The organism is Hymenobacter sp. APR13, from assembly GCF_000737515.1.
Lineage (GTDB): Bacteria > Bacteroidota > Bacteroidia > Cytophagales > Hymenobacteraceae > Hymenobacter.
Map to the genome: position 1 here is coordinate 634,878 of NZ_CP006587.1, position 18,418 is coordinate 653,295.

The window sequence follows — 18,418 nt, forward strand, 5'->3', positions numbered from 1 at the left end:
AATCTGTGATAGTACTACACACCGCCGACTGGCACCTGGGCCAGCGCTTCATTCAGGGCCACGAGCGCACCGACGAGCACCGCCACTTTCTGGACTGGCTGGTAACGACCATCCGGGAGCAGCAGGTGGAAGTGCTGGTGATTGCCGGCGACATTTTCGATACTGGCTCACCTTCCAACCAGGCTTTGGAGCTGTACTACTCCTTCCTGCTCAACATCCGCGGCACCGGCTGCCGCGACATTGTGGTGGTGGGCGGCAACCACGATTCGCCGGCCACACTCAACGCGCCGGCCCGGCTGCTGCGCCACCTGCGTGTGCACGTGGTGGGCTGCGTACCCGACTGCTTCGAGGACCAGGTGCTGGTGCTGGACGATGCCGCCGGCCAGCCCGGCCTGGTGGTGTGCGCCGTGCCCTTCCTGCGCGACCGGGACGTGCGCCTCTCGGTGCCCGGCGAAACCGCCGAAGAGCGCGAAGCCCGCATCAAACAAGGCATTGCCGACCACTACAGCCGCCTCGCCGAAGTAGAGAAAGTGTGGCAGCTTAAAGACCTGGGCCTGCCCGTGCTGGCTACCGGCCACCTCTACGCCGCCGGCGCCGCCCCCTCCGACTCCGAGCGTACCATCCACGTTGGCAACCTGGGCCAGGTGACGGCCGACCACTTCCCTACCGTGTTCGACTACGTGGCGCTGGGCCACCTGCACCGGCCGCAGCGCGTGGGCGGGCGGGAGCATATCCGCTACTCGGGCTCCCCAATTGCGCTGTCGTTTTCCGAGCTGGATCATCCGAAGGAAGTGCTGCTGCTGGATTTTGCCGGGGGCAAGCTGGCGGGGCTGCAGCCGTTGCTGGTGCCGGGCGCCCGGCGGCTGGTGCGCTTCCACGGCACGCTGGAGGAAGTCACGCAGGGCCTCACCACCTACGACAACGCCGGCTACCTGCTCCCGGCCTGGGCCGACGTGCAGATTCATTCCGAACTCACGCAGCTGGAAGTGGCCGACGCGCTGCTGCAGGTGATTCAGACCCTGGACCGCCAGCAGCTGGAGGTACTGGCCCGCCGCCACCTGCGCCTGATCAAGCTGCGCGCCCTCGGCCCCGACGATTCTGACACCAACGAACCCCTCACGCCCAGCCTCCACGACTTCACGGAGCGCGAAGTGTTCGGCCAGCGCCTCGCCGCCGAGCCCGAAGCCGGCCGCGCCGAGCTGCTGCGCACCTTTGATGAGCTGCTGGAAGGAATGTAGGAAACCTTTGATACGCGTCGGTTCTAGCCTGCATCTAGGTACGTGCGGTCAGTCCCAAGCGCCTACCACTTACGGCCGCGCAGCCATTGTAAATACCAACTCCCCGCCACTCACGATATCCTGATGCGCCAGGAACGGGCGTGTCAGTACTTTCCCATTTAGTCGCGCTTCCTTCACATAGACGTTATTGTCGCTCTGGTTTTTCACCGTGATGCGGAAGCTTTTGCCGTTTTCCAACTGCAGCGTGGCACCATGCACGGCAGGGCTACCCAGGGCATACTCGGGGGAGCCGGGGCAGACGGGGTAAAAGCCCAGTGCCGAGAAGATATACCAAGCCGACATCTGCCCGCAGTCGTCGTTGCCGCCGAGGCCATCGGGGGTGGGGCGGTACATCCGGGGCAGGATCATCCGGACGCGGGCCTGCGTTTTGTATGGCTGGTCGGTCCAGTTGTAGAGGTAGGCGGCGTGGTGGGCGGGCTCATTGCCGTGCACGTAGTTGCCAATAATGCCTTCCCGGGTGATGTCCTCGGTTTCGGCAAAGAACTTATCTGGCAGGTTCATCGTGAACAGCGAATCCAGATGCTCGACGAAGCGTTTCCGGCCACCCATCCGCTCGATGAGCGCGGCCGGATCGTGGGGCACATAGAGGCTGTAGTTCCAGGCATTGCCCTCGATAAAGCCCTGGTTATGGGTGCTCAACACGTCGAACTCCTTGCGAAAAGAGCCGTCGGCGAGGCGGGGGCGCATGAAGCCGATGCGCGCATCGTACACGTTTTGCCAGTTTCGGGCGCGCTGGCTGAACTCCTGGTAGATGTCCGGGCGGTTGAGCTTTTGGGCCATCTGGGCAATACACCAGTCGTCATAAGCGTATTCCAGGGTTTTCGATACTGAGGAACTGCTCTTGTCCTCAGGCACGTAGCCCAGCTGCATATAGAAGCCCAGGCCGTCGTAGCGCTGCTGGCGGGCGGTGGTTACGCACGCGTCGAGGGCCTGGTTGGCGTCGAAGGGGGCGTTGCCTTTCAGCACGGCATCGGCCACCACGGGTACGCTGTGGTAGCCAATCATGCACCAGTTTTCGTTGGCATAGTGGCTCCACACGGGCAGCATGTGCTCCACACTCTGGCGGTAGTGGGCCAGCATACTCTGCACCATGTCGGCGTTGCGCTTGGGCTGAAGCAGGTTCAGGAGTGGGTGCAGGGCACGGTAGGTATCCCAGAGCGAGAAGGTAGTGTAGTTGGTGAAGCCCTCGGCGCGGTGGGTGTTCTGGTCGAGGCCACGGTACTGGCCATCGGCGTCCATGTAGGTGGTAGGGCTCAGGAAGGCGTGGTACAGGGCCGTGTAGAAGTTCTCCTTGTCCGTCCGCCGCGGCGACTCTATTACCACTTTGCTCAGCTCCTGCTGCCAGCGCTGCCGGGCCTGGCCGCGCACTTGCTCAAAATCCCAGCCTGGGGCCTCTGTACGCAGATTCTGGAGGGCTCCGGCTGTGCTTACGGGCGAGAGGGCAAACTTCAGCTTCAGTTTCTCCCCCGCCTTAGTGGTCTTGAAGTTGAAGTACATGCGCAGCTGCTCGCCGGCCAGGTCAGGAAAGTTGTTGGTTTGGTCGAACTTGCCCCAGAAACCGCGGTACACCGGCTTTTTGGCGTAGTTGCGGCTACCGTAGCTGGTGAAGGGCCGCGAAAAGGCCAGGGCAAAGTACACGGTGCGGGTGCGGGCCCAGCCGTTGGTTTGGCGGTAGCCGGTGATGAGCGTGTCGTTTTCCACCCGCACAAACGTCCAGACGTTTTTGTCGGGGTAGTTGTAGATACCGGCCATCAAATCCAGGATGATGTGCGCCTGCTCGGTGGGCTGCGGGAAGGTGTACTGATGCATTCCCACGCGGGTAGTAGCCGTTAGTTCGGCCACAATCCGGTGGTCATCGAGTTGCACCTTGTAGTAGCCGGGCTCGGCCACTTCGGTGGCGTGCGAATAGGCGGAGCGGTAGCCGCGTTCTGGGTGCTCGGCCGTACCGGGGTTGAGTTGCAAAGGCCCCGTGGTAGGCATCACCAGAAAATCGCCAAGGTCGGAGTGACCGGTGCCGCTGAAGTGGGTGTGGCTGAAGCCGACGATGGTTTTGTCCTGGTACTGGTAGCCGGCGCAGTACCGGTACACGTCGGGGTTGTACTTACCGTCCTGCTCATAGCTGAGCGTGTCAGTGTCGGGCGAGAGCTGCACCATGCCAAACGGCACCGTCGCGCCCGGAAACGTGTGTCCCATCTTCGCCGTCCCCACAATGGGCTTGGCGTACTGCGTCAGGTTTTCGGTAGGCTGGACCTTCTGGGCAAAACCAGGCAAGGCCGCCAGCAACAGCGCGGCGAAGTGGAGCAGGCGGTTCATCGGCTTCGGAGCAGGGAGTTGAGTTAGAGCCGGGAAGGTAAGCACTGGCAGAACTTAGTGGTCGTAACTCACTACTCGGGTCACTTGCCACCGCCCATCACGCAGACGCCACACCATCATGTTCTTGAACGTGCCACAGTCGTCCTTGCCGTTTTCGACGTGGCAGAACCGGTGCTGGTAGGTTTCCACCGCACCATAGCCGTTGATGGGATACACTTCCAGGGTACCGGGCACCAACTGGCGGTTCAGGCCGGTGGTTTTGTTTTGGTCGAACAGGCGCCGGAAGCCCTGCATGGATTGCTGATAGTTGGCCAGGCCGCCTTTATCGTGGTAAAATTCCAGGTCTTCGGCGAAGTAGGTTTGCAGCTGCGCGAGGTCGTGGCGGTTGAACGCCGCGAACATGAGGCTGTCTTGCCGGGCAATGGTGGCGTACAGCTCCGGCGAAACCGGCGAGTAAGCCGGCGCAGCGACGGCCGGAACGGGGCGCACCGGCGCACAGGCTCCGGAGAGCAGCAAAAGCAGCAAGGCAAGCGGCAGACGGTTCATCGGCTTCGGGGAAAGCAGTGGGTTCGTGAAGAAGTGAAATGCTTCAGGTTAGTGGTGCTGGCTTCTTTCGACTGTGGGCAGGGCCAGAAACACCTATTGTTAGCCGCAATAGTGGCGCTGGCTTAGAGGCGCTACCATTCTCTGGTAGCAATCAGCTCTTCCAGATCCGCCTCCGCGAAGCCGTACGCCTTTGCGATGAAGTCGAAATCCGCTGCAATACATTCTCGCGCCCCCGTCTCTATCTCACTATCCGCTTCCTCAAATGCCTCCTGCAGCTCGTTGAACTCATCGGTGGCCGCGTGGGTCAGCTCGTACAGTTCATCCAGTTCATTGGGTTGCTGCTGCTCGATGGCAAAGCACAGCGCCACTAACACCTTTTTACCCTTGTCTACCAGCCGTTTGGGGAAATAGGTATCTTCCGCCATTTCCTGCAGGAAAGCATACTTCCTGGCTGCTTCGTTTTTGAGGTCTTCCTGCTTTTTGGCCATGTGAGTCTGAGGCTGGGTGGAGGTTCAAATAACGAGGACCGGCGGTGCTTGTGCAAACGGAAAGCAACCAGCGCCGCGGCCCTACCCTGGCCTGCAAGCCGTATCTTGCCGGCTAATTGGGCCTGGTGAACTGCCGCGCCGGCCCTGGCTTTGCTTTCTCATGAAAATCCTCCGCGTCCGTTTCTTCAACCTCAACTCCCTGCGCGGCGAGCATACCGTAGATTTCAGCCAGACGCCCCTCTCGGACGCGGGCCTGTTTGCCATCACCGGGCCGACCGGCGCGGGCAAAACCACCATCCTCGACGCCATTACGCTGGCCCTCTACGGGCAGGTGCCGCGCCACGAGGCCACCGGCCCCGAGCACGTGATGAGCCACGGCACCGGCGAGAGCTGGGCCGAAGTGGAGTTTGAAGTGAACGGCCAGCACTACCGCTCCAAGTGGGGCCAGTACCGGGCCCGCAAGCGCCCCGAAGGCAATCTGCAGCCTCCAAGCATGGAGCTGAGCGAGCGAAAAACGGCCGACGATGGCACCGAAACCTGGCCTCTCATCGAGGAAATGAAGCGGCAAGTACCCGTGCGCGTAGCCGAGCTGAGCGGCCTGGAATACAAGCAGTTTCTGCGCTCGGTGCTGCTGGCCCAGGGCGACTTCACGCGCTTCCTGAAGGCCCCGGCCGGCGAGCGGGCCCAGCTGCTGGAGAAAATCACCGACACCAAAAAGTACTCCGATATCTCGCGGGCGGCCTTCGAACGGGCCAAGCAGGAAACCCAGTTGGTAGAGCAGCTGCGCGCCGGGCTGGCGGGCGTCACGTTGCTGTCGGCGGAGGAAGTGGCGTTTCTGGAAGGCGAAGCGCAGGAGCTCACCCAGCAGCTGGCCACCGCCACCGCCGCCCAGGAGCAGCTGCGCGAGGCCCGGCAGTGGCAATTGCGGCTGCAGGAGCTGCACCGCAATGTGCTGGCCACCCAGCAGCGGCAGCACCAGCTGGCCGCCGAGGCCGAAACGCTGGCCCCGCTGCGCCAGCGCCTGGCGTTGCACCAGCAGGCCGCGCCCTTCGCCACCGACTACGCTTTGCTGCGCCAGCTGGAAGCCCAGCTCGGCCGCCTGCGCCAGGAAACCCAGCAGCTCCAGACGCAGCTGCCGCAGCTGGAGCAGCGCCGCGCCACCGCCGAAACCACCCGTACCGCCGCCCGCCTCGCCTACGACCAGGCCACCCACCTCCGCTCCGAGCAAGACCCTAAGCTGCGCGAAGCCGAGCTGCTGGACCACCAGATAGCGGAAGCGCGCCGCCTGTTGGGGCAGGGCAAAACCGAGTATGAAGCTCAAAACGAGCAGTGCAAACGTCTGAAAGTCGCAGCCGAGCAGGCGGGCACACGTGCGCGCCTGCTGCAGGAGCAGGTCCGGGACCTCGACAAATGGCTGCTGCTGCACGCTACCGTTGGCGAGCTAGCCAATGGCCTGCCTGAGCTTTCCGCTAACCTGCAGCACTGGGAATACCTCAAGGCGGAGCTAGGCCAGCTGCGCCAGCGCCTGCACGAAGCCCGGTTGCGGTCTGGGCAAGCGGCCACGCAGGCGGCCACGCATCAGCAGGCGGCCGAGGCGGCCCGCGGCCAGCTTGCCGCCTCTACAGCGCAGTACCACTCCACCGCCACCGCCTGCCACAACTGGCTGCTGCAGCTGCGCCACCACGTGCAGACGCTTCACCAGCAACAGGAGCATGAGCAGCAGCACTGGGACGATTTGCGCCGCAGCCTGCACATGCAGCAGCTCATCCTGTCGCACACCGATACCCGCCAGCTGCTGGAAGACGGCCAGCCCTGTCCGGTGTGCGGCTCCCTGGAACACCCCTACCTGGCGGGCGTGCTGGGCGTGAGCGAAGACTCATTTCAGCGGGAGCGGCAGCGGGAAGAAGAGCTCAGCCAGCGCGTGCGGGCCCTGGGCACCCGCTTCAACCGTCTCAACACCTACGTCACGATGCTGGAGCAGGCAGTGCCCGAAACGCCTCCTGGCGCCTCAGCCACCATTCAGCTACTCCCCGAAACGGCCGAGAAGGAAGCCGCCGAAACCATCAAGCAGCTGTTGCAACAGCTCAAGCAACTGCAGCAGCAGTGTGCCGCCGCCGAGCAGCAGGTGCAGCAGGCCCACACCCACCAGCAAGCCGCCCAGCGCCAGCACCACGACTACGCCCAGGCTGTGGCGCAGCTGGAAAAGGAGCTGCAGGATGCTGAGGAACGCATGCCCGCCGCCCGTGACATGGTGGTAAGCCAGGCGCAGAGCTTCGGGCTGCCGTTTGCCGACGAGAACGGCCGCGCGCTGATGGAGCAGGCCCGCCAGCGCATCAATGAGTTTGAAACGACAAAGCAGCAGCTGGCCCAGGCGCAGCAGGAGCTGAGTGGCGTGAGCGTGGAAGCCAGTACCTCGGAGGCTGCCCGGCAGGAGCTGCAGGCTTGGCTGAGCGCCCGCAAGCAGGCCTTGCTGGATCAGAACGCCGCTATGCAGGCTCAGCAGCAGCAGCGCCACGCTCTGCTGCCCGATGCCGATTTGGCCGCCGTACGCCAGCGCCTGGAGCAGGCCGTACGCTCCACCGAGACCCAGCGCCAGCACGCCGAGCAGCAGTTTCAGCAGCACGACACGGCCGCCACGGTGGCGGCGGCCCGCCTGCAGCAGCTCACCCACGACACCCGGCAGCAGCAGCAGGCACACGCCGCCAGCACGGCGGCCCTCACGCAGGCACTGCAGGCCGCCGGCCTCTCCCCCGACCCAGCCACTCTGCCCGCCCTGCTTCTGCCCGAATCCGAAGCGGCCACCCTGCAGGCGCAGCTCAGCCGCCACGAGCAGGAAGTGGCGCTGGCCGCCCGCACCCTGCTGGACACCGAGCAGCAGTTGCAGCAGGAAGAAGCCCGCGCCCTCACCACCGAGCCGCTGGACGCCCTGAGCCATCATCTGGAAACCAGCAGCCAGCAGCTGGCCACCCTCAATCAGCAGCTGGGCCAGCGGCAGGAGCGCCTTGGCAGCCACCGCGCCGGCCAGGAGCGCCATGCCACGCTGGCCGCCCAGCTGGAAACCCAGCAGCAGGAAGCGCGCCGCTGGCGGCAGCTGGCCGAGCTGATCGGCTCGGCCGACGGCAAGAAGTTCAGCGAGTTTGCCCAGGGCCTCACCCTGGCCCGCCTCGTAGACCTGGCCAACCGCCACCTACACCGCTTCTCCGACCGCTACCGCATCCTGCGCAACCCCGACCAGCACCTCGACCTGCTCATCCAGGACGAGTACCAGGCCGGCGCGGTGCGCACCATGAACTCGCTGTCGGGCGGGGAAAGTTTTCTGGTGAGTCTGGCGCTGGCGCTGGGCCTCTCGGAGCTAGCCGGCCGCAAAACCCAGATCGACACGCTCTTCATCGACGAAGGCTTCGGCACGCTCGACCCCGACACGCTGGACATTGCGCTTTCGGCGCTGGAAATGCTACAGGGCACCGGCAAAACCATCGGCATCATCTCGCACGTGGAGGCCCTGCAGGAGCGCGTCAGCACCCAAATAAGCGTGCGGAAAGGCGCCGGCGGCATCAGCTCGTTGCAGGTCGTGGGGTTCAATGGGGCATTGTAGCAGAAGGCCGAAAAATCAGCATAGTGTTTCGCTAACTGGTATTTGCTTTCTTTGCTGCTGAGCCTTGATTTATGGCTTACAAAACCACTCTTCACCTCTTATTCCTTATTCTTTTGAAACAATCTTTACTGTTAGTGCTGCTGCTGCCGCTATCCTGCTTTGCTCAAACCGGGCGCAACATGATGCAGATAAATCAGCAGTCGCGCCAGGATTTCAACCGCATGGTAAATCAGCGGAACCAGGATTTTCAGAGCCGGCAGATGCTCAGGTCCCGGTCGGGTTCGGGCAGCGGGCTCATGACGGCGGAGCAGCTGGCGCAAGCGCAGGCCAAGCAGCAGCAACTAGAGCAGGCTGCCACCGATAAGCTTACCCAGCTAGCCCGGCAGCAGCAACAACGACGTGAACAGTATCCGGCTGCTAACCCCCAACAGGCCGCGCTTCAACAGAAAAAAGACGAGAAGCAGCTGAATATTCTCACGGTGAAAAACTACCGCGAGGTATTTCTGCCCGGCCAAGTTGTCAATGCACTGCAGGCCCAGCAGCTCCCGGCCAGGGCACAGCAGAACCTGCGCAATCTAAACGAAAGCCTAACGGACAAATTATGGTGGAAAAAGCAGGAAGGCGCCGGGTTGACGGCCAAGCTTACCGCATACAGCGACACCCTTTCTTCACTGACCACTAGCTTGTTGGGCTTTGATTTGGCCTCCCCACCGGCCATGCCGCCCCCCTTCTCCCTCACGGGCCTTACCGCGCAGCTAGCCACCCACACCTTCGACCAGACTGCCGCTACCCAGCTCGTCAGGGATGCGGCACTGAGTGACAAACTGGTGGCGGGCGAGCAACTGGCCAAGGCCGTCAATAACTTTCGCAGCCTTAGCACCGCTGCCGTCCAAAGCTCACCTACCAACTCCAAAAAGTTGAAGGAAGACGTGCAAGCGAGCCTGCGCACAGTAAACAAAGAAATGGAGCGCTATTATGCACGCATCAGCGCCGCGCACGCTCTTACCGATGCCCAAAAAGCATTGTTGAAATCCACGTCGGACTACTTGGCGAAAAACCGTAAATAACCCACCAGCCAGCCGGCACCCGACGGGGTACACCAAGCTGGTGTCCAACCACATCAGTAGCAGCAAAATGGCCACACCAGGCAGCAGGATGACCATCCTGCTGCCTGGTGTGGCCATTTTATACCGATATACGGCTAGGCCGAAACGGCCCTTATTTCCGCCCAGCTCCAGTATCGCCGGGGCGCGATACCACCATAGCCGGCCTCGAAAAACCGTACTACTTCCTGCTCCAGCTCTTCGGCAGGAACAGACGAAGTGTATAGCGGGCGCTGGTCGGGGTCGGCGTAGCGTTGGGGCTTGGTGAGGCCTTTGCCGCTCAGGCGCAGCAGCGGGCCGGTGTCGGTGATGCCGTCATGGGTCCAGCGGCGCGGGGTGGCTTCCAGCGCATTGAGGCGGGCCGCCAGGGCATCCAGGGGCAGGCGCGGCAGCGTCGGGCGGCTCTCCAGGTCGATCCAGGTGGTGTACTTGTACTCGAATTCGTAGCGCTGGCCGTCGTAGAGGCTCAGCACCATATCGGTGCCGCGGCTGGCGCTGAACAAGGCGTAGTACGGCAGCGGCTCTGGCGTGCGCACCACCGTCAGACCGATTTGTGGGTAGCGGCGCACGGTGGTGGCGGCGCTGTGCAGCACGGCCACGGCCTGCAGCACCCGGCTGTATTCCTGCTCCCAAATGGCCCGGTACGGGGCCGGGTTGTGCAGCACGGCCGCGAAACGGGGCAGAAACCACGCAAACTTCTCCGCCGAAGCCTCGTCTTCGCGGCGGCGGCGGGCCGGGGCGCCAAACGGCTCATAGAACCGGGCTTTCTCCTCGGCATTCAGCCAGCACACCAACTGCAAGGCGTGGTGCGCCTGCGGGTGCTGCCAGTCCAGCTCCCGAAAATCGCCCAGCGTGGCCACCAGACGCAGCAGCGCCTCGTGCTGCAGCGCCAGCTCCGGGTTCAGCAGCGCCCAGACGCCCACAAAGCCATCCACGTCAAAATGATTGGCCGTGACGGCGGCGGCGGCCAGCCCGGGCGTGTGGGTCTGGCGCAGGGCCCGCAGCACCGAGCCGGCGCTGGTATCGTCGCGCAGAGGCTCGGGGGTGGCCGCGCCGCGCCAGTGCGCCAGCGTGAGGGCCGCCCCCAGCCCGGTGCTGTCCACTACAATGGTCGGCTGCTGCCGCAACTGCTGAAACGGAACGAAGTATCGGAGCTGCAAAGAGGTGATGGGGTGATGAGGTGAATAGGTGATGAGGAAGAACGTCATTCCTCGCATGCTCGGAATGACGTTCTTCCTTATCACCCCATTACTTCATCCCCTCATCACCCCATTACTTCATCCCCTCATCACTCCATCACTTCATCACCAAAAGTCATCTTTTCCCCCGCCGGTTGCGGATGCGCTCTACTTTGCTGCGGCGCACCCAGTGCAGGTATTTCTGCAGCTCCTCGGCCGACCGCAGCAGTTCCACGGTGCAGTAGCGGCGGGCCAACTCGCGGTTGTCGAGCAGCAGGTGCACGGTGCTGTGGCACGGCTGGCAGAGCGGCACCGTGGGGCCGTGGCGGCCTCCTTCTTCGCGGGGTACCAGATGATGCCGCGAGGTATGCTGCACTTCCCGCTCGCAAAGCCCGCAGCGGGTTTCAGCAGACTCAGCATGCGGGCTTGGCAACGGAAGGGGAGCAATTTGGCGACGACGACGGGACATAGACAGCTGTGAAACCGCCAAAAACCAGGACCGGTTTCCGAAGACAGCAGAGATAAAAAAACTGTAAAAAATAAAATTTGGTCATGCAGCGCGTGTCGAAATACTTCTATATTTGGTTGGGATACAGATAGTCAGAAGGCTGTATTCTCATTTTTTTCCCTTTTGGCATCTTCCTTCGATACACTTCACTTCTACCTTGTTGCCCATGCGCATTTCTACTTCCTCTCCTTTCCATCATCTGTCGTCGCTGCTGCGGGGGGCGGGCCTGTTGGTGGCTCTGTGGTGCCTGGCTCCTTCCGAAGCAAAAGCTCAGACCTGGATGGTTTCCACGGACCCCTACCTTAAGCTGGGGGTAATGGACAAATTTGGCCAACTGGGAGGCTACACTGCTAAGTTTGTGGTAACCAATCAGACCACCGGCAAAGAGTACATCCTGGTGAAGCAGGTCACTGGTGGCCAGAACGGCGTCGACGTGGTTTTCCCGTCGGAGCCCTCGGAGCCCGACTATTTCAAGACTGAAACCGGCGAAGCAGCACGTGCCCTGCCTGGCCGCTACAGCTGGGAGTGCCAGGTGAGTGGCAAGAAAGTGGTGGGCGGCAAGTTCTCACTGCCCGAAACTGCCAACGACGTATCTGTAATCGAGCAAAAGAAGCCGTAACAGCCCGCTAAGGCTTTACCAGCATAGGCCCGCAGCTTCGGTTGCGGGCTTTTTTTATTGCTTGTTGTGTGACACCAAACGCCGGATTACGTATCAGGGCGTTGGCAGCTGTTGCCGCTTGTCTCTTTCACTTTCCGACTTTTCATCATGCCTAAGAAATCTTTCTCCGAGCTTATCAACAGCCCCGGCATGCCCGTGCTGGTAGACTTCTACGCCGACTGGTGCGGCCCGTGCAAAACCATGGCCCCCGTGCTGGAGCAGGTGGCGCAGCAGCACCAGGGCAAGCTCAAAGTCATCAAGATTGACGTGGACCGCAACCCCGCCGCCGCCCAGCAGTTTCGGGTGCAGAGCATCCCCACGCTGATACTGTTTCATAAGGGGCAGCCGGTGTGGCGGCAGGCCGGGGCCGTACCGGCCGGGCAGCTGACGCAGGCCGTACAACCTTTCCTGAGCTAGACGCCTCCTCCAAGAGGCCGGTCCAGGTAACAAACCATCTGGTCCGGCCCGATGTTGGGCAGTGCGGGGCGCGTACCTTTGCTGTCTCCGTCCTGCTTCGTACATATGCGCTACTTTTCGTATTTGATTGGAATACTACTGTTGTGGAGTGTAGCGGGCAGTTCTGCGGCGCAGGCCCAGGAGCGGTATCGGCTTAGCGGCTACATCCGCGACGCTAGCCGCGGCGCGCTGCCCGGCGCCTCAGTAGCGGTGCCGGCCCTGGCTACCGGCGCCACCGCCGACTCCACAGGCTTCTACTCGTTTCTGCTGCCCGCCGGCCGGCACCAGCTGGTCATCTCCTTTATCGGCTACCAGAGCCAGACCCGCGACCTGAACCTGACCCGAGCCCAGCGGCTGTCGTTTGCGCTGGCTGAGAGCAGCAACACGCTGGGCGAGGTGGTGGTGGAAGGCTCGGGCACGCTGGAGCAGAAGCTGCAAACCACCCAGATGAGCGTGGAGCGCCTCACGGCCGCCGAGGCCAAGCTGCTGCCCGCTTTGTTCGGGGAAGTGGATTTGCTGAAAACGCTGCAGCTCAAGCCCGGCGTGCAGAACGGCGGCGAGGGCACCTCGGGCCTGTTTGTGCGCGGCGGCTCCTCCGACCAGAACCTGGTGCTCGTGGATGATGCCGTGGTGTACAACCCGGCTCACCTGTTCGGGCTGTTTTCGGTGTTCAACCCCGATGCCGTGCAGAGCGTGGACCTGTACAAGGGCGGCTTCCCGGCGCAGTACGGCGGGCGCCTCTCGTCGGTGATTGACGTGAAGATGCGCGAGGGCAACAACCAGAAGGTGGTCACCAGCGGCGGCATCGGCCTGATTTCGTCCCGTTTGACCGTGGAAGGCCCGATTGTGAAAGACAAGGGCTCGTTTCTGCTCTCGGGGCGGCGCACTTACTTCGACGTGTTTACGCGCCAGATCAACAAAGCCAGCGAAAGCAACCCCGACTATAACCCCATTCCCGACTACTATTTCTACGATTTCAACGCCAAAGGCAACTACAAGCTCGGCGAGAAAGACCAGGTGTTTCTGAGCGGCTACCTGGGGCGCGACGTCTTCGGGTTCGGCTCGCAGGGCGGCTTCGACTTCAATTTCAGCTGGGGCAACACGCTGGGCGCGGCCCGCTGGAGCCACGTGTTCAACAAGCGCCTGTTTCTGAACACCACGGCCTCCTACACCAACTACAAGTACGACGTCACCAACAAGCTCGACCAGTTCAGCTTCAACCTAGCCTCCGACATCCGGGACCTAGCCCTGCGCTCCGACCTCGACTACACGCCCAACGACCGGCACGCTTTCAAGTTCGGGGCCCAGCTCATCAACCACCGCTTCGGGGTGGGCCGCCTGCAGGCCGGCTCTTCGGATGGGCGCCTGAGCATCGGCTCCGACGTGGCCTACCGCGGCCTGGAAGGCGGCATCTACGCCTCCGACAACTTCAAGGCTACCGACAAGCTGCAGCTGGAATACGGCCTGCGCCTGAGCGGTTTCCAGAGCGGCTCGAATAGCTACGGTGGGCTGGAACCGCGTGGATCGGCCCGTTACTCGCTCACGCCCAAAACCTCGCTCAAGGCCAGCTACGCCCTGATGTACCAGTACGTGCACCTCGTCACGAACTCCGGCGCTACGCTGCCGACGGATATCTGGTACCCGTCACGGCAGTCGGTGAAGCCGCAGCGGGCCCAGCAGGTGGCCGGCGGCGTGAGCTTCCTGCTTGGCAGCGGCAAGTACCTGCTCACCAACGAAGTATACTACAAGTGGGCGCAGAACCAGGTGGATTTCAAGGACGGCGCCCAGCTGTTCGTGAACCCCGACCTGGACTCGGAGTTTCTGTTCGGCAAAGGCTGGGCCTACGGCAACGAGCTGTATCTGGAAAAGAAAACCGGCCGCACCACCGGCTGGATCGGCTATACGCTGAGCTGGAGCAAGCGCCAGTTTCTGCCCCAGCGCGGCACCTCCGGCATCAACGAGGGCCGCGTGTTCTTCCCTAGCTACGACCGGCGCCACAACCTGACGGTGGTGGTGCTGCACCAGCTCACGGAGCGCCTCAACCTCACGGGCTCGTTTGTGTACACCACCGGCAACGCCACCACCCTGCCCGCCGCCCGCTTCGCCGTGCAGGACATCTTCGGCGGCGACCTGTCGGCGGTGCCCGTGTACCCCGACCGCAACACCTACCGCCTCGCGCCCTACAACCGCCTGGATTTGGGAGTGGTCTGGAAGCTGAAGCCCAACCGTTGGGTGCCGGAATCCGACCTGACCTTCAGCGTATACAACGCCTACAACCGCCGCAACCCCTACTTCGTGTACTTCGACCAGGTGCGGGCCGGCGGCGAGGATACGCCCGTGACCAGCTACCGGGCGCGGCAGGTATCCCTGTTCCCGGCCATTCCGGCCGTCACCTACAACTTTAAATTCTAATCACGGATTTAACCGGATTTTTCGGATTTCACGGATTCTGTGGTCGGTTCGGTTTGGGCTGATTTGCTTCTTAGCTGCTGCTCGCTCCTGTTCTTCTTCGCTCTTCGTTTATGCTTGGCATTATGAACCGCTTATCCGCTTTACGCGCCGCCGCCGGTTTGATGGCGCTGGCCGGGCTCACAGCCTCCTGCGACCTGCAGAAAGATATCGATGTGGAGCTGCCCGCCATTCCGGCCCAGTTGGTGGCCGAGTGCTACCTCGAAGACGGCCGGATTCCGCGCCTCACCGTGACGGAAACCGTGCCCTACCTGGCCAGCCCCGACCCGGTGCTACTCACCGACGTGACGGTGCGCCTCACGTTGCCCAACGGGCAGGTGGAGACCCTGCGCTTTCTACCGGGCATCGACCCCGAGACTGGTAAGGCCTACACCCACAGCGGCCGGCGGCCACTGACCGCCCGCCCCGGCGACGTGTTCAGCCTGGAAGTGGTCGACACCAAGGGCCGCCGCCTCACCGGCACGGCCACCGTGCCCACGCGTGTGCCCATCGACTCGCTGGAGTACAAGTTCAACGACCTGCCGCCCGACCGCCGCGAAGCCTACGTCCTCACCAACTTCCGCGACCCGGCCGGCCTGGGCGACTACTACCGCCTGCAGATTCACCGCGACAGTATTTCCCGGGAGCCGGAAATCGACTACGACGTGGAAGACCGTCTCAACGACGGCAAAACGTACACCCTCGGCACCAGCTACCGCTTCGACCCCGGCGACACGCTGCTGGTCACGCTTTACCACTTCGACCGGCCGTACTTCCTGTTCCGGCAGTCGGTGAACGATGCGCGCAATGCTAACGGCAACCCGTTTGCGCAGCCCTCGGCCATCAAAAGCACGGTGGAGGGCGGCGTGGGCGTGTTCACGGTGCTCAGCTACGACCGGAAGCAGATTATTATTCCGTAGGTGAGCCGAAGCCTTTACCAAACAAAACGGCCGTTGCATGATGCAGCGGCCGTTTTTTTATTGGCGTTGAAACAGTTCCGGGCGCCAGCGGGCACAGGCTGAAGCCTATGCTTCATGCGCGTTAGTCCTGCTGCGCGATGACGGCCTGCAGCAGCGCCGTGAGGCGGGGCTCGGCGGCGGCGGCCACACGCAGGATGTCGGCTATTTCCACCCGCTTGAGCTTGCCCGGCGAGCACAGGTCGGTGATGACGCTGACAGCCAGCACCGGCAGGCCCATGTGCACGGCCGCAATGACCTCGGGCACGGTGCTCATGCCCACCGCGTCGGCCCCGATGGTGCGCAGGTAGCGGTACTCGGCGGGCGTTTCCAGCATGGGGCCGGGCACGCTCACGTACACGCCGCGCCGCACTTTGTCGGCGAAGCCGAGGCTGCGGGCCGCTTCCTCAGCCTGGCGTAGCAGGCGGGCATCGTAGGGCTCCAGCATATCGGGGAAGCGGGCACCCAGCTCGTCGAGGTTCCGGCCGATGAGCGGGTTGCTGGGCTGCAGGTTGATGTGGTCGTCGATGAGCATGAGGTCCGAGTAGTTCATGTCGGGGTGCAGGCCGCCGGCGGCGTTGCTCACGAACAGCTTCCGGATGCCCAGCAGCTTCATCACGCGCACGGGCAGCACCACCTGCTCCATGGTGTAGCCTTCGTAGAAGTGAAAGCGGCCCTGCATCACCAGCACCTTACGGCCGCCCAGCTCGGCGGCCAGCAGGTTGCCGGAGTGGCTTTCCACCGTCGAAACCGGGAAGTTCGGGATGCTGGCGTACGGAATGGTGTGGTGAATGGTCAGGTCCTTGACCAGCGCACCCAGCCCGGTCCCGAGGATGATACCGAATTCGGGCGCAAAGCCCTGCAGCAGCGGGCGGATATGGTTGGCGGCTTCGTGAAGGTGTTGCATGTAATTGGAGATATAAAAAGACCGTCATGCAGAGGCGTAGCCGAAGCATCTCGCGTGCTGACGCAGGGTTAGTACCACAACATCAGCACGCGAGATGCTTCGGCTGCGCCTCTGCATGACGGTCAACGGGGTTACTGGATATTCAGCTCAAACGGCATGCGGGCTTGGGCGCCTTTCATTTCCGCGAGCTTCTTGTACTGCTCATACACCGGGAACAACGGGCCCATTTCCTGCTTCACCAAACTCATGCGCACTTCCTCGTTGAGGCCGCTGAAGATGTTTTCCATGAACGACTTCTGGCGCGGCAGGGCCTGCAGCGTGTAGTCGCCTTCCTTGAGCTTGGCGCGGCGGGCCGCAATGCGCAGCGCGTCGTCCATGGAGCCCAGCACGTCTACGAGGCCGCGGGCCTTAGCTTCGGAGCCTGACCACACGCGGCCGGAAGCGTAACCACGCAGACGCTCCACCGGCATGTTGCGGCCAGCAGCAGCTTTGGTGGTGAAGTCGGCGTAGATGCGGTTGATTTCATTCTGGAACTGGCTCTGCTCGAAGGGCGTGAGTGGGCGCGTGATGGTGGGGAAGTCCGAGAATTTACCCGTTGTCACACGGTCCGTCGTCACACCCAGCTTGTCGCGCAGCAGGGGTTGGATGTTGGGCAGCACGCCGAATACGCCGATGCTGCCGGTGATGGTGTTCGGGTGGGCCACAATGGTGTCGCAGCCCATGGCAATGAAGTAGCCGCCCGAAGCCGCCACGTCCGACATCGAGCAGATAATCGGCTTCACCTTTTTAGTGAGCAGCACTTCGCGGTAGATGATGTCGGAAGCCAGCGACGAGCCGCCGGGCGAGTTCACGCGCAGCACCACGGCTTTCACCTTGTCGTCGAGGCGGGCTTTGCGGATGGCCTCGGCGAAGCGGGTGCTACCGATGCTGCTGCTGCCGCCCTTGCCGGTCACGATGTCGCCCTCGGCGTAGATAACGGCAATCCGACTGCTGCCGCTGCTGCTTTCCTCGTCGTCGGCTTTGCTGTAGTCGGTGAGGCTTACGAGGCTCAGCTTCTCGTCTTTCTCCACGCCCAGCTTGCCTTTCATGTAGTCTAGGGCCTGGTCGTAGTAGCCGAGGTTGGTGACGAGGCCGAGGCGCTTGGCGTCGTCGGCGTTGTGCACCAGCATCGAGTCACTGATCGTTTTCAGGCGCTGGGGCGCGATTTTGCGGGCCGTGGCAATGTGGCCCAGCATGAAGTCGTTGATGGAGTTCAGGAACGACGACGTCTGCAAGCGGGCCGAATCCGACATGTTTTCGCGGAAAAACGGCTCCACGGCGCTCTTAAACGAGCCTACCCGGAAGATCTGAGGCTGAATGCCGGCCTTTTCGAACAGGTTTTTGTAGTACATCGTCTCGGAGCTGAGGCCGTTGAACTCCAGCGTGCCCTGCGGATTGAGGTAGATGCGGTCGGCCACAGACGTGAGGTAGTAGCTCTTCTCCGACTGCGCATCGGCGTAGGCCACCACAAACTTGCCCGACTTCTTGAAGTCCAGCAGCGCGTCGCGCACTTCTTCCAGCGAAGCCATGCCGGCCTGCACCAGCTCTACATTCAGGAAGATGCCCTTGATGTCGGAGTCGTTTTTGGCGCGGCGCAGGGTGGCCTTCAGGTTGTCGAGGCCGATGTTATCGGCCTGGGAGCTGACGATGGAGCCGAACGAGGTGCGGCTTTCGCGCTCGGCAATCGGCTTGTCGAGCTTGAGCTCCAGCACCGAGTCGCTGGCCACGGTTGCTTCGGTGTCGGACGAGGCCAGCGCGGCCACGAAGCCAATCAGCAGCACAAAGCCCAGCACCCCGAACACGAACAGGCCCGTGAGCGTGGCCAGCACGTACTTAAAGAATTGTCTCATGAATCACAGATTTTGCAGATTTTTCGCTGATTACGCAGATGCAGACGGCGCACACAGCGTTTTACTTTCGGTATA

14 protein-coding genes are annotated in these 18,418 nt (G+C 62.5%); 7 read left to right on the forward strand and 7 right to left on the reverse strand.

The window, feature by feature from the left end; translation table 11 throughout:
- Positions 1 to 5 precede the first annotated feature (5 nt).
- Complete coding sequence (gene sbcD / locus N008_RS02640) at positions 6 to 1,238, forward strand: exonuclease subunit SbcD (protein WP_044013535.1); 1,233 nt, start codon at positions 6 to 8, stop codon at positions 1,236 to 1,238.
- A 69-nt stretch (positions 1,239 to 1,307) separates the two neighbouring features.
- On the opposite strand, the gene N008_RS02645 is transcribed toward sbcD, so the two are convergent.
- From N008_RS02645 to N008_RS02655, 3 genes are all read right to left on the reverse strand, one after another.
- Entirely contained in the window at positions 1,308 to 3,611 is a 2,304-nt protein-coding gene (locus N008_RS02645) for a GH92 family glycosyl hydrolase (protein ID WP_044013537.1), read from the reverse strand.
- 54 nt (positions 3,612 to 3,665) lie between these two features.
- The gene (locus N008_RS02650) at positions 3,666 to 4,157 is read right to left on the reverse strand and encodes a nuclear transport factor 2 family protein (RefSeq protein ID WP_044013539.1); all 492 of its coding nucleotides are present in this window, start codon (positions 4,155 to 4,157) and stop codon (positions 3,666 to 3,668) included.
- Positions 4,158 to 4,288: 131 nt separating this feature from the next.
- Positions 4,289 to 4,645 carry a DUF5713 family protein gene (locus N008_RS02655; RefSeq protein WP_044013541.1) on the reverse strand — a complete coding sequence of 119 codons (357 nt, stop codon included), beginning with the start codon at positions 4,643 to 4,645 and terminating at the stop codon, positions 4,289 to 4,291.
- Between the two features lie 160 nt (positions 4,646 to 4,805).
- Between N008_RS02655 and N008_RS02660 the strand changes: the two genes are divergently transcribed.
- Both N008_RS02660 and N008_RS02665 read left to right on the forward strand, forming a co-directional pair.
- Positions 4,806 to 8,240 (forward strand): AAA family ATPase, encoded by a 3,435-nt coding sequence (locus N008_RS02660; protein WP_044013543.1) that lies wholly within the window; start codon positions 4,806 to 4,808, stop codon positions 8,238 to 8,240.
- Between the two features lie 71 nt (positions 8,241 to 8,311).
- On the forward strand, positions 8,312 to 9,307 hold the full coding sequence (locus N008_RS02665) for a hypothetical protein (protein WP_044013545.1): 996 nt from the start codon (positions 8,312 to 8,314) through the stop codon (positions 9,305 to 9,307).
- A gap of 134 nt (positions 9,308 to 9,441) precedes the next feature.
- Here the strand turns inward: N008_RS02665 and N008_RS02670 are convergent, their stop codons facing one another.
- Both N008_RS02670 and N008_RS02675 read right to left on the reverse strand, forming a co-directional pair.
- A complete protein-coding gene (locus tag N008_RS02670; RefSeq protein ID WP_052381123.1) occupies positions 9,442 to 10,551 on the reverse strand; it encodes a DUF6687 family protein in 1,110 nt (369 codons plus the stop codon).
- A gap of 106 nt (positions 10,552 to 10,657) precedes the next feature.
- Positions 10,658 to 10,897, reverse strand: coding sequence for an HNH endonuclease (locus N008_RS02675; protein ID WP_231569768.1), 240 nt, complete (start codon positions 10,895 to 10,897; stop codon positions 10,658 to 10,660).
- A 298-nt stretch (positions 10,898 to 11,195) separates the two neighbouring features.
- On the opposite strand from N008_RS02675, the gene N008_RS02680 reads away from it, so the two are divergent.
- The 4 genes from N008_RS02680 to N008_RS02695 all read left to right on the forward strand — a co-directional run bounded on the left by N008_RS02680 (position 11,196) and on the right by N008_RS02695 (position 15,511).
- On the forward strand, positions 11,196 to 11,648 hold the full coding sequence (locus tag N008_RS02680) for a hypothetical protein (protein ID WP_156108973.1): 453 nt from the start codon (positions 11,196 to 11,198) through the stop codon (positions 11,646 to 11,648).
- Between the two features lie 147 nt (positions 11,649 to 11,795).
- Positions 11,796 to 12,104, forward strand: coding sequence for a thioredoxin (trxA, locus tag N008_RS02685; RefSeq protein ID WP_044013549.1), 309 nt, complete (start codon positions 11,796 to 11,798; stop codon positions 12,102 to 12,104).
- A gap of 123 nt (positions 12,105 to 12,227) precedes the next feature.
- Positions 12,228 to 14,555 (forward strand): TonB-dependent receptor, encoded by a 2,328-nt coding sequence (locus N008_RS02690; RefSeq protein WP_231569769.1) that lies wholly within the window; start codon positions 12,228 to 12,230, stop codon positions 14,553 to 14,555.
- Positions 14,556 to 14,677: 122 nt separating this feature from the next.
- Entirely contained in the window at positions 14,678 to 15,511 is an 834-nt protein-coding gene (locus tag N008_RS02695; protein WP_197062936.1) for a DUF4249 domain-containing protein, read from the forward strand.
- Between the two features lie 121 nt (positions 15,512 to 15,632).
- On the opposite strand, the gene N008_RS02700 is transcribed toward N008_RS02695, so the two are convergent.
- Both N008_RS02700 and sppA read right to left on the reverse strand, forming a co-directional pair.
- The gene (locus N008_RS02700) at positions 15,633 to 16,454 is read right to left on the reverse strand and encodes a purine-nucleoside phosphorylase (RefSeq protein WP_044013554.1); all 822 of its coding nucleotides are present in this window, start codon (positions 16,452 to 16,454) and stop codon (positions 15,633 to 15,635) included.
- A 131-nt stretch (positions 16,455 to 16,585) separates the two neighbouring features.
- A complete protein-coding gene (gene sppA, locus N008_RS02705; protein ID WP_044013556.1) occupies positions 16,586 to 18,343 on the reverse strand; it encodes a signal peptide peptidase SppA in 1,758 nt (585 codons plus the stop codon).
- Positions 18,344 to 18,418 lie beyond the last annotated feature (75 nt).